At 67.5% G+C, this 18999-nt stretch carries 13 protein-coding genes; 4 read left to right on the top strand and 9 right to left on the bottom strand.

The window, feature by feature from the left end:
• Positions 1–338: 338 nt before the first annotated feature.
• Complete coding sequence (locus P1K89_RS31505; RefSeq protein WP_284620523.1) at positions 339–1367, bottom strand: hypothetical protein; 1029 nt, start codon at positions 1365–1367, stop codon at positions 339–341.
• A 586-nt stretch (positions 1368–1953) separates the two neighbouring features.
• On the opposite strand from P1K89_RS31505, the gene P1K89_RS31500 reads away from it, so the two are divergent.
• Positions 1954–4890 carry an AAA family ATPase gene (locus P1K89_RS31500; protein ID WP_284620522.1) on the top strand — a complete coding sequence of 979 codons (2937 nt, stop codon included), beginning with the start codon at positions 1954–1956 and terminating at the stop codon, positions 4888–4890.
• A gap of 66 nt (positions 4891–4956) precedes the next feature.
• On the opposite strand, the gene P1K89_RS31495 is transcribed toward P1K89_RS31500, so the two are convergent.
• The 4 genes from P1K89_RS31495 to P1K89_RS31480 form a co-directional block, all read right to left on the bottom strand.
• Positions 4957–6612: an SH3 domain-containing protein gene (locus P1K89_RS31495; RefSeq protein WP_284620521.1), complete on the bottom strand. Its 1656-nt coding sequence runs from the start codon at positions 6610–6612 to the stop codon at positions 4957–4959.
• Positions 6613–6772: 160 nt separating this feature from the next.
• Positions 6773–7876 carry a DUF3616 domain-containing protein gene (locus tag P1K89_RS31490; RefSeq protein ID WP_284620520.1) on the bottom strand — a complete coding sequence of 368 codons (1104 nt, stop codon included), beginning with the start codon at positions 7874–7876 and terminating at the stop codon, positions 6773–6775.
• Positions 7877–8084: 208 nt separating this feature from the next.
• On the bottom strand, positions 8085–8270 hold the full coding sequence (locus P1K89_RS31485; RefSeq protein ID WP_284620519.1) for a hypothetical protein: 186 nt from the start codon (positions 8268–8270) through the stop codon (positions 8085–8087).
• A gap of 78 nt (positions 8271–8348) precedes the next feature.
• A complete protein-coding gene (locus P1K89_RS31480) occupies positions 8349–9581 on the bottom strand; it encodes an alpha/beta fold hydrolase (protein ID WP_284620518.1) in 1233 nt (410 codons plus the stop codon).
• Between the two features lie 345 nt (positions 9582–9926).
• Between P1K89_RS31480 and P1K89_RS31475 the strand changes: the two genes are divergently transcribed.
• Complete coding sequence (locus tag P1K89_RS31475) at positions 9927–10457, top strand: H-NS family nucleoid-associated regulatory protein (RefSeq protein ID WP_284620517.1); 531 nt, start codon at positions 9927–9929, stop codon at positions 10455–10457.
• A 294-nt stretch (positions 10458–10751) separates the two neighbouring features.
• Here the strand turns inward: P1K89_RS31475 and P1K89_RS31470 are convergent, their stop codons facing one another.
• The 4 genes from P1K89_RS31470 to P1K89_RS31455 all read right to left on the bottom strand — a co-directional run bounded on the left by P1K89_RS31470 (position 10752) and on the right by P1K89_RS31455 (position 17151).
• Positions 10752–11030: an HNH endonuclease signature motif containing protein gene (locus P1K89_RS31470; RefSeq protein WP_284620516.1), complete on the bottom strand. Its 279-nt coding sequence runs from the start codon at positions 11028–11030 to the stop codon at positions 10752–10754.
• Positions 11030–11281, bottom strand: coding sequence for a hypothetical protein (locus P1K89_RS31465; protein WP_284620515.1), 252 nt, complete (start codon positions 11279–11281; stop codon positions 11030–11032). The genes P1K89_RS31470 and P1K89_RS31465 overlap by 1 nt, the downstream gene beginning before the upstream one ends.
• A 161-nt stretch (positions 11282–11442) precedes the next feature.
• Positions 11443–12540 carry a DUF4236 domain-containing protein gene (locus P1K89_RS31460; protein WP_284620514.1) on the bottom strand — a complete coding sequence of 366 codons (1098 nt, stop codon included), beginning with the start codon at positions 12538–12540 and terminating at the stop codon, positions 11443–11445.
• Between the two features lie 60 nt (positions 12541–12600).
• Positions 12601–17151, bottom strand: a complete 4551-nt coding sequence (locus tag P1K89_RS31455; RefSeq protein WP_284620513.1) for a PDDEXK-like endonuclease domain-containing protein — start codon at positions 17149–17151, stop codon at positions 12601–12603.
• Positions 17152–17569: 418 nt separating this feature from the next.
• Between P1K89_RS31455 and P1K89_RS31450 the strand changes: the two genes are divergently transcribed.
• Positions 17570–18619: a hypothetical protein gene (locus P1K89_RS31450; protein WP_284620512.1), complete on the top strand. Its 1050-nt coding sequence runs from the start codon at positions 17570–17572 to the stop codon at positions 18617–18619.
• Positions 18616–18921: a hypothetical protein gene (locus P1K89_RS31445; RefSeq protein ID WP_284620511.1), complete on the top strand. Its 306-nt coding sequence runs from the start codon at positions 18616–18618 to the stop codon at positions 18919–18921. Before P1K89_RS31450 ends, P1K89_RS31445 begins: the two co-directional genes overlap by 4 nt.
• Positions 18922–18999 lie beyond the last annotated feature (78 nt).

The following is an 18999-nucleotide window of genomic DNA, read 5'->3' as shown; positions in this document are numbered from 1 at the left end:
CGAAGGCGCGCCCGGTGGCAACTGCATGCGGCACCTCGATCGCCTGTGCGAGCCCAACTGCCAGGCCATCGAGTACCGGACGACGCGGGACGAGCTGGAAGTCCGTCTCCAGACCCGGCGCGCCATCGTCCCATGGAAGAGCTGACGACCGACTACGCCCTGCAGTCGGAGGAGCCTCCTGCGAAGTTCCCGTGCTATTGCGGCAGCGGCAGCGGGGGATGCCGCTGCACCTTTGCCGGCGATTGTCCGAGAACGTGTGGCGTTAGGGATCCAGAGTGCGCCGCCGCATGCAGCTGGCGGCGTCGCGAGCGAGTTCCGCGGGCAGGCAGCCCGGGACGCTACTTCTGTATGCCTTTCGCGGCGAGGTAGGCGGCATGGCTGAGCCCGAGGAGGGCGACCGCGTTCTCCTGGAGATCAGGCATGGAGGGCAGCATCGTGCTGGACTTGCGAACCTCGAGCATCTGCCATAGCAGTACGGCGTACGCGATCAAGGCGAGCAGCGTGAAGATGAACTGCTGCAGGCGCGACACGTCGACCGCCGTCCTGTTGCCGGTGTACTCCCCGACGAACAGGTCCATGAAGCTCCAGGCTCGCTGGGTGGTGCGAGCGTCCACCGGCCCGATGTTGGTCACCTCCTGGCTCTCGACGTAGGTCGGGCCGGGCTTGTCGCTCTGGCCGTCCTGCTTGGCCGGGCCTTGCTCGGTCTTGGACTTCAGGATCAGGCTGCTGGCCAGCGGCGAGGCGAACACGATGCCCAGCAGCAGCCACAGGTCGCGCGACATCGTCGGTAGCACCTGGTCGCCAGTTGCGGCGAGCCCCGCATGCGCGATGCCGATGTTCCAGGCCGACACCGTCCAGTATCCCGAGAGGATGAGGACGGACCATGCCACGAGCTGCAGCCGGGAGAGGCTCATTCGTCCTCGCTCATCGACGAGGAAGCCCAGGGGTTGCCGGTCCAAGCCATAGGCGATGACGGCCAGCAGGGAGCTGAGGGCGGCAAGTGCCAAGGCCCACGCAGGTAGCAGGGACGGCGGCTGCGCCTTGTCGAGCGCCGCCTTCGTCTTCTTGACCGCCTCCAGGGCCGCGGCACTGCGCGTGGCAAGCGCTCGGTCATCCGGTTTCTCCGCGACGGCCTTGGCGGCCGAGTCAGCTGCGGCGACGGCACGCTCGTGCTCCATCCTGGGCACCTGGGCTTGTTCCCGCAGGTAGTTCGGCAGCCATGCGGAAAGAAGCAGCGCGGCCAGTACGGCCACGAAAGCAGCTGCGCCGAAATACGGCTTGCGATAGCCTGGCTCAGGCGTCGTGACGACCGCCGGGCGCCCATCCGGATAGCGCCCCGATCGCGAAGCACCTTGCGCGACCCCCACGGCTGGATCGGATTGCCGTGGCGCTGCGCTTTCCCTACTGGCTCCAGCGCCGTGGAGGTGAGCCAGGGGTGTTCCTGGACCAGCCCCTGGATCATCGTCGGTCTGTCGGCCGTCAGGAACGCGACATCCGGCTCACGCGGGCCGAAGCTGGGCGGCGCGGCGGGATTGGCTGCGGCTTGCTGGCACGCCTGCCAGGCAGCGAGTTGGTCGGGCGTGTCCGTCACTGCACTGCCCGGGTCGACCGGGGCGCCGTAGCCAATCCCGCGATCGGACCTCCTGATCATCCACGCCATGACAGCGCGAATCTTGGCGAGCTCGTCCGGGGCATCCGGGTCCGCGGTGAGATCCGAGGTCTCCGCGAAGAGGATTCGAGCGACCACGCGCTGGTCGTAGATGGGCATGCCGGCTCCCTGCGTGTTCCTGGACTTGGCCCCTTGAGCCGCTGAGGCTAATTCGGACGTCGGTGCCGGTCATCATGAATGCGGTGCTTGACCAGTCGTTCCTGACGCGGTATCGCAGCGTCCAGGAGTCGCGAAGGTTCAATGAATCGAGTCGGCGCATTGGACGCCGCGCCTCCCCTCCTTGATTGATTCCTCGGCAGGGGCTGCGATCGATACTCGCGCGCGGCAGGGCGGGTGCCCTGCATTCATCACTGGGGGAGTCGATTCAAATGGCGAACAAGTTCCTGGAGGTCGCTGCCGGCGATGCGGTGAAGGCATTCGTCGACAGCAAGCTGTCCGGCGGCACGGACCCTGAAGCGCTCGACGCAGCCAAGTCGAAGCTCAATGGCGCGCTGCTGCAGGCGTTCGACGACTCCGACAAGGCCAGGAAATGGAAGCCGCTGGCGTTGCCGTTGGCGGACTTGCGCGCCGACGGCGACGGCCTGGACCTGTCGCTGATCGCTCCAGAGGCCAACCACGTTGCGAAGGCCGGCGACTGGACCTGGACGCTGAACACCAAGGCCTCGTTGGCGATCATCGCCGACGTGCTGGACGACGAGCAGCTGTCCACCCTCGGCCTCGCGCCGCGCGACGGCCACCAGATCGTGCGCTATGCAGTCAACGGCGAGCTCGGCGCGGGCGCGTCGGGCGGCGCCAGCGCCGGGATCTGGTCCCTGAAGGCCGGCGCGCAGGCGTCCGCAAAGGCGGCCCTCGAGTGGTACATCGCCGGCGCCAATCACAGGCGCCTCGGCCAGGCGCTGCTCGAGGCCGTGCCATTCATGGTGCCGCCGATGAGCCTCGAGAAGCAGCTCGAGCGCGCGGGGGACTTCGAGTACTGGGGATCCACTGCCGAGCTCGTCGGCAGCCTCGGCGTCTCGTTCTCCGCCAGCACCTCGATCGTCAAGTCGGGCTGGACCTGGGGCTTCGACGGCGAGAGGGCGAAGCTGTCCTATTCGCTGGGCATCTCCGGGAGCGCCAGGTTCGGCATCGAAGGCCTGTTCCGCCTGCGCTGCATCGTCAAGGAGGCCGGCACGCGACCCGATGGGACCAAGCGCTTCGGCGTCGAGGTCAGGCTGGAGCGTTCGAAGTCCTCATCGAAGTCTCTTGCGCTGTCGCTTTCCGCGGGGATCGACGCCACTGCACTCGCGGCGTCGGCCGATCGCTTCCTGCGCAGCCAACTGCCCGACCCGGACAAGGTGGAGGACTCGCTCGCCCTGCTCACCCAGCCCGGCACGGCGATTCGTGACGAGGTCCGTGCGGCGCTGGAGAAGCTCCTCGGCGATTCGAAGGCGAAGGACCTCGTCCTGCTTACCGCCGGGTTCGGCGACCAGAAGGCGCTGGCCAAGTCGCTGGCCGATCGCATCGCTGCGCCGCTGGTGGACGAGATCGACAAGCTCGGCGGCAAGTTCGCCTCGATCGCGGGCAACGCCAGTGCGCTGATCGATCGCTGGCTCGAACGCGCCTTCGGCGGCCTGCCGATCGCCGCGGACCTGCGCACGAAGCTCGACCAACTGGCCGATGCACAGATCGCCGGCGCGAAGAAGAAGTTCGAGGGCGCGGTCGCCAAGATCGAGGGCGATATCAAGGACAAGACTTTGGCCGCAGCCACCAAGCTGCTCGAGCCGCTCGCCGCGCTCGGCGACAAGATCCAGGCCGAGCTCCAGGACGTCGCTGCGAAGATCTCGGAAACGCAGGCCGCCGATGCGATCACGCGCGGCCTGGCCGAGTACGCGAAGCTACGCAAGCGCGTGCTCGACGTCCTGGGCGATGCCCAGCGCGCCAAGATCGCGCTGACGCTCGCCGGGACGCTCGAGGACACCCGGCTCAACCAGACCTTCTTCCGAGCGACCTTCGTCCCTGCGGACGACCTGGGTGCCGCGGAGCGCCTCTTCCAGGCGCTGTGGAGCGGCCGTCTCGACGACCTGGTCGTGCTGGTCGAGTCGGCCCGTCGCAGCGGCGCGATCCACGGCGAGCCGGAGGGCTGGCTGCTGCGTGCGTCCAAGCGCGTCAGCACCGCGTCGACGTCGATCAACCTCTTCGGGTTCACGATCGACAACAAGGTCGTCAAGACGTCCGAGTTGCAACTGCAGGCCGATCTCGCCGGCAACGTGCTGGCCAGCGGCAAGAGCACGGTGCAGGCCGACGCGGCCAGCTACTGGACCGAGCGGCACGCGAAGATGGTCCTGTCGGTCGTACGGGCGAATGCCTCCGGTCCTGCAGCGATCGAGTTCGCGTTCAACGGCGCGTACTCCGCCAAGGGCCGGGACATGACCGCGGAGCTGTTCGAAGGCATGCAGCGCGCGCTCGCGCGCGTGGCAGGCGGCAGCGGCACGCTGGACATCCGCGCCTTGCTGAAGGGGCCGGACGGCCAGTCGATGGACGACAAGCACTTCCGGCGCAATGTCGCATTCCTGCTGCCCATGACGCTCCAGGGCGACGAGTTCCGACGGTTCCTGGATACCGCGCCGGACGACCTGCGGCGCGCCATCGTGCGCTTCGGGATGCGCGCGCTCGACGCGGAGTTCGGCGAGGTATGGGACGTGCCGCCGAGTGCCTTGCTGCGGGACCTCGCCGCAAGGGTGGACGGCCAGTTCGATGACGAGATGGCGCGGCACATCGCCTGCTTCGGGCGGTTCCCGTCGCGCTGGAGCGCGCGTCCGAGCAACATGTCCAGCTCGGTCTACGAGCGGCTCGGCCTCGATGCGCGGCTCATGATCGACGGGTCGGAGCTGCACCGCATGCTCGGCACGATGTTCAGGCTGTCCGTGCTGCTGAACGCGATCGTCGAGCTGCAGGCACAGTGCCACTCATTGCGCAGTGCGCTCGAAGCCGTCGACCCGACGCAGCTGGCACAGAGCGAGGCCGCCGCCCGTGTGCCGCTGCGCGCCATCACCGATGCGCTGGCCCGCTTCTCGGTGGCCAGCCAGACGCTGGTCGGCAACTCCGAGATGGTGTCGTGGCCGTTCGCGACCTTCGCTGCTGCCATGGCCCAGTTCTGCGGCCGAGCCGTGCCGCCGGGGTTCGTGGCCTGCGCGGTGCTGCCGGGCCAGGAGAACAGCCCGATCCCGCTCATCGCGGGCTGAGCGCCGGTCTTATCTAGGCCCGCCGGCCCCTTGGGGCCGGCGCGGGCCGCTCACATCGCGAGTTTGTCAGGCGTGCAGCCAGAACGCGAACTCCGCGAACTCCTCGCCGAGCCACCAGTTCTTCCTGCCCGTTCCCCGCCGGAAGTTGCTGGCCCCGGCCTGGCTCTGCAGCGGCGCGGTGACATCGCCGCTGCCGTCTCGCTTGGCGGTGTCGGAGTCCGTCTCCGGAACGACCATGGCGATGTGGCCGGGGCGCTTGCCTTCCTTGCGTCTCGCCACGATGACGCCGATGGCACCCTGGTTCACCTCGGTCTGCAGCTTGGTCAAGGTGCCGGTCTGGCGCCAGCCGAACTCGAGACCGAAGTCGCGCAGCCAGGCGAAGAGTTCGTTTGCCACCACCTCGCCGATCGTCGCGCCGAGCCTCGGCTCGACCGTCTCGCCCTTGGCCAGTGCGACGAGCGCCTTGTCCGTCCACCAGACCCGCGGCAGGTAGGCGCCCGCGAGGTGGCAGAAGTCGTGCGCGTAGATGTTGCAGAAGGTCAGGCCGTCCCTCGGCTGGTAGCGGGCGTGCATCGGATTCTCGACGTCGAGCCACTCGATGACGCGGGCGATCGATGCCCGCAGCTCGTCGGCCGTGGCACCGCTGCGCGCGGGCTGGTTCGGCTCGTTGAGGGACAGCGCCGTCGCGATGGTCTTGCGCCGCGCGATGACGCCGGGCCTGGTCGGCGCATGCACCGCCTTGATGCCCGCGGTCGCAGGCTTCGTGATGGGCACCAGCACCTCGATGGCGCCGGACGCGTCCGCGACCGGCTCCAGGAACTTCTGCGAAGCGAAGCCGTGCAGCAGCGCGCCGTTCAGGCTGGTCTCGACCTCCACGAAGCGCCTTGTCGTCGGCGCGCCGAGCACCCGGACGGGATGGCCGTCGGGCAGGTGGCCGATGACGTTGGCCTGGGACGGCTCGGAGATCCTCGGCTCGCTGCGCAGGCGCAGCATGCCCTCGGCGACGCGCACGCACATCGCCGCGCCCGCGCTGGTCACGATCGACGGCGGCAGCACGGCCGCTTCGCCGTTGGCGGGCGGCGGCACTTCTGGCGACGCACCTGGCGCCGCGACCGTGTGGGCCAGCCTCAGGAAGTCGAAGAGTGCCTCGCCGTAGAACTGGCTCCCGTTGTGATGACCTTGCTTGAGGCCCTTCTCCGGCTTGAAGCCACCCGTGTTGTAGACGATGCCCACGGCGGCGAGCTCGAGGTCGTCGAGCGAGGGCCGGGTGTCGAAGCCGAGCTTCTTGAGGCATCGCTTCAGTTCCTTCAGGGCCTCGGCGAGCGTGCCTTCCAGCGTCTCGTAGGTCCTGTCCAGGAAGAAGCCGGGATCGACCTGGAAGAACTGCAGGTCGCGCTGGAACAGCCCAAAGCCATGGCAGAACTTGTTCGGCCTGGCTGCCGCGCCCGCGTAGGCCGGGATGGACTTGGCCATGTCGACCAGCGCCTGGCGTGCGATCTCGAACATCCGGTCGCCCTGCGGCGCCGCCACCAGGTCGGCCTTGGTCCGCGGGAAGGCCTTGCGCCCCTTGTCCGAGTCGAGCGTATCGCCGACGCACAGCGCCAGGACCTGCGGCACGGTCATCCCATTCTTGCGAAGCGTGGGCCAGACTTCCCCGGTCTCCTGGCAGGCCAGCGCGGCCATGAAGTCGAGCGTCAGCGGTGTTCCCGCGAGCGCCGGCACGATCTGCGGTCCCAGCTGGACCTTGAACCATTCGATGTCCCTGGCTCCTGGCATCATGACTCCTCTCTGGGATACGTCGGCGACCTGTCCCGGGGCGCCACCGGCAGGGCAAAAGAGATCCGCGACCGGCCGATGCGTCGGACCGGCGCGCTGCGACCGGCTACTTCAGCTCGAGATGCATGGACCGGAACTTCTGCGCGGCCTTGCCCGACTTGCCGCACTTGATGCCGTCGTCGACGCCGTCGTCGCTCAGCAGCACCAGCTTCCTGTCCCGGGTCCCGGGGATCGCGACCAGCGCCTCGAAGGCATGGCCGGCGGGCAGGGATCCAGGCAGGAGGACGGGCTTGTCGTTCGCGTTGCCTGACCAGCGATAGAGGTCGAAGGAACCGACGTTGGCGGTCGGGCCGGCGACGATGACGTAGTGGTCGCCCACGCGGTCGATGCTGCGAATGCCGCGCTTGTCCAGGTCGAGCAGCAGCGGGGGCGCGAACCTCGGTGCCTCGCCCGCGAGGACGGCCGATGGGTTCTCGAGGGGCACCAGCACCGCCTTGTCGCCGCTGCGCAGCGGGCTCCTGAAGCCGATGAGCAGTCCATCGTTCCCCCAGGCGGCGAGACCTTCGATGTTCAGGCCTCCGGGTTCTTCGGGCAGTTTCGCAGCAGCGTCCGCGAGATTCAGGCCTGCCAGGTTCTTGTCGTCGGCCGCGGCCTTCATCAGCCCGGCGTGCGGCTTCCCGAATGGGGTGACCGTCGGCGGCGACGTCGACCTGTCGACACGGGTTGCGAAGAAGCGGTGTCGCCACTCGTTCGCCTTGCCGGACTTCGTCTGGCTGTGGGAGGAGATCCAGTAGATGAGATCCCCGACGCGCGCCGCTCCTTCCAGGTCCGAGGCCTTGCCTCCAGTGCCCAGGTCGAGCTCGATCGGCTTGCCGACCGGCGACGGCTGGCCGAACTTGTAGACCAGGAGAGTGTTGCACTCGTCCTCGGCGACGACCATGTGCTCCGCGTCGAGCGCGGCGGCGGCCGAGGCTTCTGCCAGTCCCGTGTAGTGGCCGGGGGTCTGGGCGGCGGCGAGGGACGCGAGCAGCACCGGCATGAAGGCTACTGTCCGAAGGGTGGGGCCGCAGGACCTGCTCGTCGAGGTCGCATCGGACATCCGCTCGCTCATCGCCCCCTCCAGCCGTTGTGTGCCGTGATCATTCCGCAAAGCGCGGCGCGCATCCTCATCCGTCCGATGGATGCCCGGACGATCGACCGGGCCGGCCATGGACTTCGCTTGCGGTCGCTCCGGTTTGCCGACTCGGGATAGTCGCCGGCGTCGCTCGCGGGGCGCGCCGTTTGCGAGCTTGCGTACCACTTGGAAATTGGTGATGGAAATTCAGGGGCGTTTGCGCCAACTACTGACTCGCGGGGGCAGAGATCTCATTCGCAAAGCCAACACTTGGAGAGACGCCGTGTCGACTTGAAGCTAGCGGTCAGCCAACCACTCGGGGGGACATCATGTTCGGAATGCTCTTTGGCTCGACCGCTGTAGCGACGCTCGCGATAATCTGATCCACGGCCCAGTGCGCCTTGATCAGTGCGTCCGCGTACCAGATGAGTTCGTCCACGACCAGGACCGAGACGCAGTTCGTCGCGGGCCGCGGCGTGGCGGTGAACACGCAGACGCCCCCGGTTGCCTCGGGTTCGCCGCCGCCGCATCGGCTTGGCGCCGGGCCTGCGGTCGCGAAGGACGCGATTTAATGGCAATCCGTCCTTCCGGTGCCGACGCACTTGAAGAAGTCCTGCAGCTTGACGAGTACCGGCTTCCGGTACCGGTCGTCCTCGATCAGGAGCGCGTGGCGGCCACCTTCAACGACGTAGCCCTTGCAGTTGGGGGCAGGCTTGCCGCGGTTGACGTTATCGCAGAACTCGACCTGCCGTTCCGGCTTGACGATCCTGTCGTCCCCGCCCTGCAGTAACAGCACAGGAATCTGGATCCCCGACGCTGCACTGCCGCGCGCTTCGCGGGAGGCGGCGCAGGCCTGATTGAACCAACGCTTGGTGGCTCCGCCGACCTTGGCGTTCCCGTGCCCGCAATGCGCTCCAGCGCAGGGCGCCGACCGAGCCTGCCAATTTAGCGCAAGGCGCCTGGGGTCCTGGGTGATGCTGAACTTGTCCGGGCCCGCGGCGGCGGAGGCCTTTGCCTGCACATCGAAGTCGCCGCCTTCGGCAAAGCTGGCCGAGACGAAGGGTACGTTGAAGGTAAAGGGGTAGGCGATGTCGTCGCAGTACTTGTCCGCCACCTTGTTGAGAGGCTCCTGACTCTCGCCCGCCGCCCACGGCTCGTGCATGGGTGTGACGAGGGCCACCGCCTTGTAGGGTCCGGCCTGCTTCTGCAGCAGCAGTGACGTGATCGCACCGCCCATCGAATGGGCCATGATGAAGAGCGGACGCGCGTTGCCGCTGCGCTTGCCGACGACGCGGTCAGTGAAGGAGCGCAGGTCGTCGACGTAGTAGTCGAAGTCGTCGACATAGCCACGCGACTCGTTTTCCTTGCCGTCGAGCAGCCTTGAGGAGAAACCCTGTCCGCGATGGTCGTGGATGTAGACGGACCACCCGTTCGCCAGCAGATCCCCGATCGTCTCGTAGTAGAGCGCCAGGCCCTCGGTGCGGCCGCTGACGATCACGATGCCGCCGACAGATTCCTGCGGGTTCTCGAACATGCGGTAGTGGATGTCCACTTTGCTGTCGAAGGGCCACAACCATCCGGTAGAACGACCGGGGAACGATCCCTCGGTGACAGTTGCACGCCTCTCGGCCTCCCTCTTGAGCGCCTCGACGGTCATGCCGGCTATGCGCTCGGCACTGCTTAGTTCGTAGGAAGCGATCCGGTCTTCGGAAACTTCGAGACGCTCGAAGCCAGCCGCCATCGATTGGCCACTGACGCAGAGGCTGACCACAGTCGCGACCAGGGATCTCCTGATGGACATGCCACTTCTCCGGAATGGGTGTTGACGGATGAGCGCAAGACCATGTTGGGCAGGCGCGCCGGCATGGGCGGCCCAAGCGTCCGCCAGATGCGCCTTCCGATCATGCACAGCAGTCCATCGGAGCGGCTCCCCCGTTCTGATGACATGACACAGGGGATCGGTCGGCTGGAGTTCGAAGCAATGCCTGGAAAGCCGGTCTGGAAGGCGCCATTTCGAAGCGCCGGTACCTCCACGAGAAATGGGACGAACGCCGATACCTGTGGAGCCTCCGACAGTGCATTGGACAGCTCGTCAGTCCGGTGGTGCAGAATCGCCATCTTTCCAATTCGGCATCCAAGGACTTCGATGAAGCAGACCTACAGTGAGATCACCGCCGAAATCGCGCGACTGCAGGCGCGGGCCGAGTCGTTGCGCAAGGCCGAGGTATCCGGCGTCATTGCGCGGATCAGGGAAGCCATCAATGTCTATGGCCTTACGGCGGCCGATCTCGGACTGACCGCGTCGACGGCCAAGGCCAGCGCGCCGGCGAAGGCGCCGCCTGCGAGCGGGAAGATCCGGACGGGCGTCCCGAAGTATCGGGATCCGGATTCGGGCCAGACGTGGACCGGTCGTGGCAAGCCGCCGCTGTGGATCAAGGACGCCAAGGACCGCACCGCGTTTCTCATCGACGGGTCGGCCTCGCCGGCGTCATCGCCGCCGACTCCGGGGCGCAAGCGCACGCCGCGTGGCAAGGCGGCCAAGGCGTCCACGGTCGGGGTGGCGAAGTACCGCGATGCCGAAACCGGCAAGACCTGGACGGGCCGCGGCAAGCCGCCGGCCTGGATCGCAGGGGTGAAGGACCGCAGCGCCTACCTGATCGACGGCAGCGCCGCGTAGGAGGCCCCCCGGGGGAACCACGGACGTTCCCACTCAAGGGGGATTGCCACGTTGCGGCACAGTGCGCTCCGGGCCGGCGCAGTCGCGGCTTCGGCGAGCGGGACGGGCTTCGGGTCGGATCGTGCCGGCCCGACCGCTCAGTTCACAGGCTCATTGGATTGAGCCGGTGTGCGGCCGAGCGGTCGAGCGACGGTGCACCAGGCGAGCCGGCTCAGGGCATCGAATTGCATTTCCTCCAACCGAGGCCTTGCTTCCCGCCAGTCAGGCGCACGCGGTTCCGCTGGAGCGCCGAGGCTACCGGGCTCGACAGAGCTTGACCTCGGCACGCGTCTTTTCCTTGTGCAGGCCGATCGCAAGCCATTGGAGGTTGCGGAGTTCGTCGCGGCCGCCGCATACGAGCGCCTCGATGTGGTCCACGTGGTACCCCGGGCAGGGGCCGTGGGTCGCCCCGGTGCTTGGGCAGGGATGCAGCCGCTGGAACTCGGCGCGCAAGGTGCGCGAGCGGTCGGCGGGAAGGGCGCTCGCCGATGCGACGAACGCCAGGAACAGGACGGAGCGGAGCCGGCGCGGCATCAGGCGCCGACGGCGTCCTTCGTGCACTTCTTGACCGAAGAGTTCTTGGCGGCACCCGACAGCTTCTTTTCCTTCGCGGTGGCTTCGCACGTAGCCGCAGCATCTCGTTCGCACTTCTTCAGGAAGGACGTCTTCGCTGCCCCGGAGAGCTTCTTCGCCTCCGCCTGCCCCTTGCAGGTGGTCTCTGCGGCCCAGGTGGGCGAGGCGGCGAGGACGAGCGTGGCTGCGGCGACGATGGACGAGATGCGCATGGGCAGGCTCCGTGGTTGGCGAGGCGATTGTGCAGTCGAGGACGCGCTGCACAACCACGACTCGGTGGATGGCACGCCCGGCGCAGAGCGAACTGAACGGAATGCACGCCCAGTTGGTGCATGCCGACGTGACAGGCGCTTCCCCGCCCTGGCTGGCTGAGTCACGTGGCAGATCGTCGCACCTGGTCCAGCGCGGCGGCCAAGGCATCGAATCCACCTTCCTTGGAACCGAGGAAGCGAACATCGAGGCCATCGGGCGTCGACAGGTTGAACTGGTTGTAGGCGCAGACGGGAAGCTCGCGGTTGTTCTTGAACCGCCTGTCAGGCCCGCCCTTCTTGTTGACGTACTGCCACGTGCGGTCGATCACGCGGGCGTCCGAGGGGACGGCTTCATGCTCGATGAAGCGGACGAATGAACTCTCGGCCTGGAGGCGCTGGTACGTGATGCCGCCGACGGCATTGCCCTGGAATGCGAGCACCCGGTCGGGATAGAAGGCGAGTGTCGTCCTGCTGGCGCGAAGGATGGGGACGTCGACGTTCGCCACGACGCCGGGTGCCTGCCCGAGCGTCAGGACGGCGTTCTCGAACTTGAGGCCCTGGGTGGCTCCCGCTGAGTACTTGGTGTCGCCGTACCGGGAGGTGCTCGCCACCGAGCGTAGTTTCTTGGCGGCCGCGGCCTGCCGTAGCGCTGTCGAGAGTTCGGAATACAGCTCGTTCGTATGCGAGTCCGGCTCGTAGAACAGCACCGTGAGCTTGCGCATCCTGTCGCGCCAGCGCACCCACATCACGATGCCCGCGAAGATTGCCGCGATGCCCAGATAGGCGGATGGGGACCAACCGGCCTGCAGCAGAACAAGCAGCAGCAGGCCGAGCATGAAGAGCGCAAGCGGCCACAGGGCGGACTTGCGCCGCTGCTCGTTCATCGACTTCAGCAGCGCATCGCCGGTGCAGTCCTCCAGCTCCAGCACGTTCTTGGTGTCGTGGTCGACTGACGCAACGATGTTTGGGTCGGGCACCGTGGTGACGACGGCCGGCACAGGAGCGGAGGAGGGGCGTGCGGACGGCGCTGCTCGAACGCGCCTCCTGCCGCCCAAGCTCTGGCGATAGCGGAAGCCCGCGAATCCGCCGCTGATGTACGCCCCTCTTGGGCCCGCGCCGATGCGCAGGCCAGGGATGCCCGCCGAGATCCCGATGCCTGAGCCGCTGAAGTTGAAGCGGACGCCGCCCAGCTTGACGCTCTTCGAGAACGAAAGTCCCATGAGTCCTTCCCTGGTGGCGTCGACCGACGCCGCTCGTGCTTGTTCGTCCAGCGCCTGGCGTCACTTCGCTGCCGCAATGGCAGCTTCCAGTGCCGCCACGGTGGCGTCGTTCGCCTCGTCCCTGGTCGGTTTGACACCCCACTGGCGGTGCTCGACCAGCGACGGGATGCGCTCGACCGCGCCGAGCGGCTCGATGCCCATCGCGGTCAGGCGGTCCAGCAGGTCGCGCAGGACCTCCTCCTTGCGCATCGCCCAGGTGGAGGCGAAGCATCGCCAGAAGGTCCAGCCCGCTCTCTCCAGCACCCGCTGGCGGCTCATGTCGGCGGCCCAGCGGTCGGGACCGTGGAACTCGTCCCCGTCGCACTCCAGTGCGAGACGCGCATCGTTGGCACCTTCGACGACCATGTCGATGCGGAACGAGCCAGCCTTGACCTGGGGGATCACGCGATACCCGCGCTGGAACAGCTGCATGTAGACGTCGCGCTCGAAGCCGGATTCGCATTCGTCGACGAGGCTGCGGACTTCCCCGACGCTGCCGTCCTGGGGCTTGGTGAAGTGCGCCAGGAGCCCGCGGCGCAGGTCGGCCGTCGACAAGTCCGACAACTGGACCGAGCGCACCAGGTACATGCGATCCCGGGCTCGGCTGGCAGCGACGTTGAACCGCTGCTCGAACGTGTTGCCGGACAGCGCGCGGCAGTTGGTCGGATCCGCCACCATGGACAGGAACATGATGTCGCGCTCGCTGCCCTGGAAGAGCCGGGCATCGCCGCAGTCGAACCGACGCCGCATCAACTCCATGGCATCGACGCGCGAGCGCACCAGGGTATCGATGTGCCTGGCCTGGTCCGGTCCCAGCAGGGACACGACTCCGATCGTGCGCCCGGCGTACCTCGGATCGGCGAGCAGCGCCTCGATCTCCTCGACGATGGCTTGCGCCTCGAGCCGGTTCTCGTCCTTGACTCCGCGATGCCCGCCGGCGACGTGGATGTCGACGAGAGGCGGATCGAGGCGCTCGGATGCCTTGGGGATGCGCAGCGGCTGGATGAACCCGTCGTAGAACTTGTTGCTGTACGCGATGATGGGCGGCACGCATCGGAAGTGCTCGCGAAGCATCACCTTCTGCGCCGCGAAGACCGTCGAGGCGACGTCATAGAGCGACTTCTCGGGCGTGAGCACTGTCGAGAAGGGCTGGTCGCTTAGGAAGCGGTCCTTCAGTTCCTGGATGCGCACGGCGGAGATGAACGCGCCATCGGGGGACACCTGCTTGTCGTCACCGACCACGAGGATCTTCTTGCCGCGCAGGACGGCAGGCAGTGCCCACAGGTCCGACTGGCTTGCTTCATCGACGATGACCAGGTCGAAGCAGCCGAGCTGCGAGGGCAGCGTCTCCGACACCTTGGCATGGCTCATCACCCAGCACGGCACCGCGCCTTGCGCATTGTTCATCGCTCGTTGTGCGTCGCGGCGATGCCGGGTGGCATTGGGCCCTGTCCCCTGGCCGATGCGTCGTACCGCCGTGCGGTAGGTCTCGAGCGCCGACAGGACCAGGGGTGACGCTCCCAGCTTTGTCTGCAGCCAGGCCGACTTGGACACCAGGTCCTCGTAGAGGCGCGAGAGACCGGCCTCGAGGTCGCGGCGCCGCGCTGCAAGCGTTCTCAGTTCGTCCCTGGCCTCGATGGCATCGAGGTGGCTCTTGATCCGAGCCCAGTTCCAGGCGTCGCGCCAGGCTGTCGGTAGCGCCGCGTCATCGCCTGACGAGCCCACCGCAAGGGTCCGCAGGCGTGCCGCCAGGCGCTGGCCGCCCGCGGACTCGACGCGCGTGGAGAGGGACTCGACCAATGACAACTCGTTCGAGAGCGACTCGACGCGCCGCACCTCGCTGACGAGTTCCGCGTAGCGCGCAACGATGCGCTCCTCGGTGAAACGGCTGCTGCCGAGTTCCTCCTCGATGAACTGGCGAAGCGCCACCGAGGCGGGCCCGCCCGTGCCGGCGAGCTTCTCCTGCAGCGTCGCCAGCGAGGTCGCTGCACGAGCGAGGTCGGCGCGGGTGAGGTGGCTGCGCAGGTGCTCGCGCACCTCGCCCAACTGCCCGGAGGTGCCCTTCAAGTGCTGCACCGGCTGCTTGGCGAAGACACGCTCGGCGAGGGCGGGGTGCCGGGCATCGAACTTAGTGGCGAGCCGGTGCGCCTTTTTCGCAAGGATCGAGACCTGTTCGATGGCGCGCAGCGCCACGACGCTGCCCTGCACCTGGGGCAGCGAGAGCAGCGGTGCGAACTCGTTCCAGCGCACGCTGAAGGACAGGACTTTGGCGTGCAGGTTCGCGTACTGCAGTACATGGCCCCAGTCCTCCGCGCCCGCCGGTGCGAGGCCCGACACTCGAATGGCTTCCACGTACTCCTTGGCGGCACCGGCACCGAAGGCGAGCAGCCCGAACGGCTTGCCCGTCTGCGCGCCCCGCTCGAGGGCCTCGCGGACCTTGGCGTGGCCGAGTGCCTCTGCGGGCACCTCGACCGGTCGCTTCAGGAACGCCGCCCGGGCCTGGACCAGCTGTGCGGCCTCGTCGAACAGCGCCTCCAGGGCGGCGCGCTCTGCCTGGAACGATGGCTGGACGCACTTGCGCCTCAGCGTTTCCGTCCAGATCTCTTCCGACTCCTCCAGCTCGGCAGCCAGCGCCATCGCTTCCTCGATCGATGCGAGCAGGAGCCTTGCCTCCTCGAGCACTTCTCGCGTGGCGGCGCGCAGCGCGGGCAGTCCGCCGCGGGCTTCGCTGGCCTCGATCGCGCGCATGGCGGTCAGGGCCTGGTGCAACTGGCCGACCTCTGCGGCCGGCAGCAAGCCGACGCTCGCGGGCACGCGATTCGTCACATACACGAGGTCCCTGCCGAGGCGCCGGCGCGCTTGTCGAAGGTTGGCCGCCTCGTCGCTCGTGAGCGGCGGCGCATGCTGCGGCGTCAGGGTCAGGGCGTCATCGAACCAGGCGTGCTGCTCTTCCCCCCGGACCACGAGCTCGGCCATCTTCTGCGCGCGCATGGGCACGCCGTCGACCTCGACGTCGGCGAGCTGCGTCTGGGCGATCGTATCCACGCGCGCATCGATGGCCGACAACTCCATGTGCGCTCGGTCGATCGCGCTGTGAAGCGTGCCGATCTGCTCCCGGACGACGTCCGGGTTCAGCTGCGAGACGTTGTGGATGATGGCCTCGATGGAGGCCTGGAACTGCCTCAGCCCTTCGCGGTCGCCGGCCAGCAGGGCAACGGTGAGGGGCTGCACCTCCTTCGGGATCTTCGATTGCAGCACCTCGAGCGCCTGCTCGCCCTTTGAGGTGACCAGGACCTTGCGGCCGGTGGCCAGGAAATGGCAGACGATGTTGGCGATGGTGTGCGTCTTGCCCGTGCCCGGGGGACCCTGGACGGCCACCCCTTGCGAGCGCTCGAGCTGCTCGACGATCGTCACCTGCTCGTGGTTGTACGGCAGCGGGAAGAAGAGCTCCCGAATGGGGCCGCCGTCGCTGCCGCCACCCAGCGTGCCGGTGGTGCCACAGAGGCCCCTGAACCGGACCGGCTCGAACGACAGCTTCTCGTCCGACGGCGGCGTCACCAGTGCCATGGGACCCAGCGGAATGTCGCAACCGCCGGCGATCCGGTCCTTCAGGCGCTCGATGTCCTCGTGCAGGTAGTTCTTGGAACGTGGCCGGGCGAGGATGACCCAAGCGTCCGTGACCACCAGGTCGGCGCTGGGCGTCGGGAAGGATTGCTGCCCAGGCGCGAAGCGGCCCTTCTCGTGTAGGTTGCCGGCGATGAGCTTGAGGTAGTGCTCGTAGCTGCCAGGATCGAAGGGCGTGATGGGACGGTCGCCCGATCGCGCGAGTGCTTCGCGCGCGGCGCGCTCGACTTCCGGCGTCGCCGGAAACGAGCAGGCCGCGAAGGCATCGAACTCGAACCTCGGGTCCACCGCCCGCGGGCGCAGCTCGATGGCGAGCGTCGTGGCGTCCAGCGCCAGCTCGATCGACTGGGTCAGCAGCGGGTACTGGAAGTCGACTTTGGTGGTGCCGGTGCGCTCCGCGTAGTCCAGCTGCCAGGCCGTGACGCCGAGGCCCCAGACGAGCTCCTGCGGGTTGGCTGTCTCCTCGGCATCGAGCTGATGCTTGATGGCGAAGAGGTCGCCGTAGAGCGCGATCGTCTTGCGCCTGGGCTTCTCGCCTTCGGCCCAGGCGGTCCACAGGGGCGCGTAGATGGCCAGGGCGGCCTGGGCGGCATCGCGCCACCGGGCGTCGATGTCCGTGAACGGCTCGTGCGGCTTCGAGTGCGCGTCGGCGGCAATGCGCTGCTTGAGGCCCCGCTCGTCGATCCAGGGCGCCGGACCATCCGGGCTGTCCGCGCAGGTGATGACGCCTCTCCACTGCGCCTGCCCGACGGCGGGCGGCGGCGCACCCTCGAGGCGGGCGACGCGCATCCAGACATGATCGCCGTCGACCTTCACGTCGAAGTCGACGCCGGGAAGGGCCGCCACGTCCGGACGAGCCTTGATGAAGCCCTTGTGCGACTGCAGCCGATAGCCGCGAGGGTCGATTTCCTTGTCCTGCTCCAGGACGTAGTCCAGCAGCTGGGTCAAGAGTTGGCTCGGGTTCACGCCCCCTCCCTGGGTTGCATCTCGTGTTCTGGCCGGTTCCGTCGACGGCGCCGGGACGCCCACCGGGCGGCCATGGACGGCAACTTCTCCAGAGGGTACGTCTGGATTCGCTGCTCGCTACAAGCTGCGATTTCGAGCAGCCGCTTGAGCTCGGGCTTACGCGGAGCTGGCGGAAACGGTTCTATCGGCTGGCATCAACGGGTTGGTCGGCTGTGTACGGCGGGATACGTTACGTCGCTTCAGAGGTTCCTGCAACGTGTGGTTACGGGCTTCGAGGCCTCTCATTTCGCGCTCCACGGGCGATATGGGTAGGCAGGGGCGTCAACGCTGGTTGTTTGGCGCAAAAGGAGTTGGCAGGGCCGTTGCAGAGTAGCTACCTGAATGATAAGGTAGCAACTCGATGTCAAGTAGCTACCTTCTTCCAGAGCGGCTCTACGACGCGCGCTACCCGTCCGCGAATGGAGACGTGCTCGTCGAGGTCAAACACACCAGCAACGTGCGTGATCTGCGCGATGCCCTGTTGGCGCTGGCCTATGCGCTCGCCGAGGACACCGGGGCGAGGTACGCACTCTGCGTTCTGACACGTACGAGACTGTCCGGGCAACGGCTGAGCGAGGAACTTGTGCGTTTCCGGGGAGCAGCCAGGACGGACCTGGGCCAGCGGATCTTCCTGGCTGCCGCTTCCGACGATGGTCGTTTCGTCGGGGAGTTGCCACCAGGCGTGGCTGAGCTGGAACCGCTCCTGGGAGAGGTCATCGGTTCCGAAACGAGGGCTGGCCGGGTGTCCCGCCAGGTGGTGAAGGCCTATCTGGTGGAGTGCTGGCTGAGCGGGGCGGGACCGCTGTCCACAGCGAAGATCCGGCAGGACACCGGCGCAAGCTACCCGACCGCCGTCGCGGCGATCGAGGACCTCGATCACCTCGGCGTCCTGAGCGAGCGGAAGGCGGGTGGCACCATGTTGCGAGAGCCGGGGTGGGATGCCTGGCGCCGCCTGGCCGAGGCTCAGTCCGCCGATCGGAGGATCCTGCGCTTCGTCGATCCGAGCGGGCTGGCGCGATCGCCCGCCCAAGCGGCGTCGCGACTGAGGACCTTGGTCGAGAAGGCGTCGATTCAGCAGGTCAGGCTCGGTGGTGTGTTGGGTGCGCAGCTCTACGATCCCCAGCTGGACATCACGAACGCACCACGGCTGGATCTTCACGCTTCGGGCAATGACATCCGATTCATGCGCAAGCTGGATGCTGCGTTGGTTCCGGCCGAGGACGAGAAAGCCAGGGCTGACGTCGTCCTGCACATCGGCCGGCAGCCGTCGCCCGAAGTCGCTCGTTGGCGGCCGGACGCGCTCGCGGCATCGCCGCTCGATTGCCTGGCCGATCTGCTGGCGCTCGGTTACCAGTCCGAGGCCAGGGACCTTGCGCGCTCGCTGGCACTGCGCGCCAAGGTGAGCTCATGACCGAGCCGACGCACCTGCTGACGCCAGAACAGGTACTCGACGAAGTCGCCCGGGCGCTGCCCGCACGCATGCGGGAGCAGGTGATCATCATCGGCAGCCTGGCGGCTGGCTATCACTACTTCGCCGGCGATGGAGCCCCCGCGATCCGAACGAAGGACGTGGACTGCCTGTTCTCGCCTCATGCGAAGGCGGTCGCGAACGCTGTCGAGGTGACCGAAGTATTGCTTCGGGCACGGTGGTCTCCACGAGAGGATGGTCGCGTCCCAACCCGTGGTGTAGGTCCACAGCCCGGACAAGGCTGAGACGCACGGTACTCAGCGCGCCACAGCGGGCAGCCGAGTGGGGGCAGTATCGGTGAGGGTCTGCAGGCCTTCAAGCTG

This window comes from Aquabacterium humicola (assembly GCF_030167915.1).
In the GTDB taxonomy this organism is placed as follows: Bacteria; Pseudomonadota; Gammaproteobacteria; order Burkholderiales; family Burkholderiaceae_C; genus Pseudaquabacterium; species Pseudaquabacterium humicola.
This window is presented reverse-complemented; position numbering and strand designations above follow the sequence as displayed.

Excerpts from the sequence above, each read along its gene's own strand:
- P1K89_RS31490 (WP_284620520.1), bottom strand. The coding sequence starts at position 7,876 with ATGGCCGGCCCGGTCGATCGTCCGGGCATCCATCGGACGGATGAGGAT.
- P1K89_RS31480 (WP_284620518.1), bottom strand. The coding sequence starts at position 9,581 with ATGTCCATCAGGAGATCCCTGGTCGCGACTGTGGTCAGCCTCTGCGTC.
- P1K89_RS31475 (WP_284620517.1), top strand. The coding sequence starts at position 9,927 with ATGAAGCAGACCTACAGTGAGATCACCGCCGAAATCGCGCGACTGCAG.
- P1K89_RS31470 (WP_284620516.1), bottom strand. The coding sequence starts at position 11,030 with ATGCCGCGCCGGCTCCGCTCCGTCCTGTTCCTGGCGTTCGTCGCATCG.
- P1K89_RS31465 (WP_284620515.1), bottom strand. The coding sequence starts at position 11,281 with ATGCGCATCTCGTCCATCGTCGCCGCAGCCACGCTCGTCCTCGCCGCC.
- P1K89_RS31460 (WP_284620514.1), bottom strand. The coding sequence starts at position 12,540 with ATGGGACTTTCGTTCTCGAAGAGCGTCAAGCTGGGCGGCGTCCGCTTC.
- P1K89_RS31450 (WP_284620512.1), top strand. The coding sequence starts at position 17,570 with ATGTCAAGTAGCTACCTTCTTCCAGAGCGGCTCTACGACGCGCGCTAC.
- P1K89_RS31445 (WP_284620511.1), top strand. The coding sequence starts at position 18,616 with ATGACCGAGCCGACGCACCTGCTGACGCCAGAACAGGTACTCGACGAA.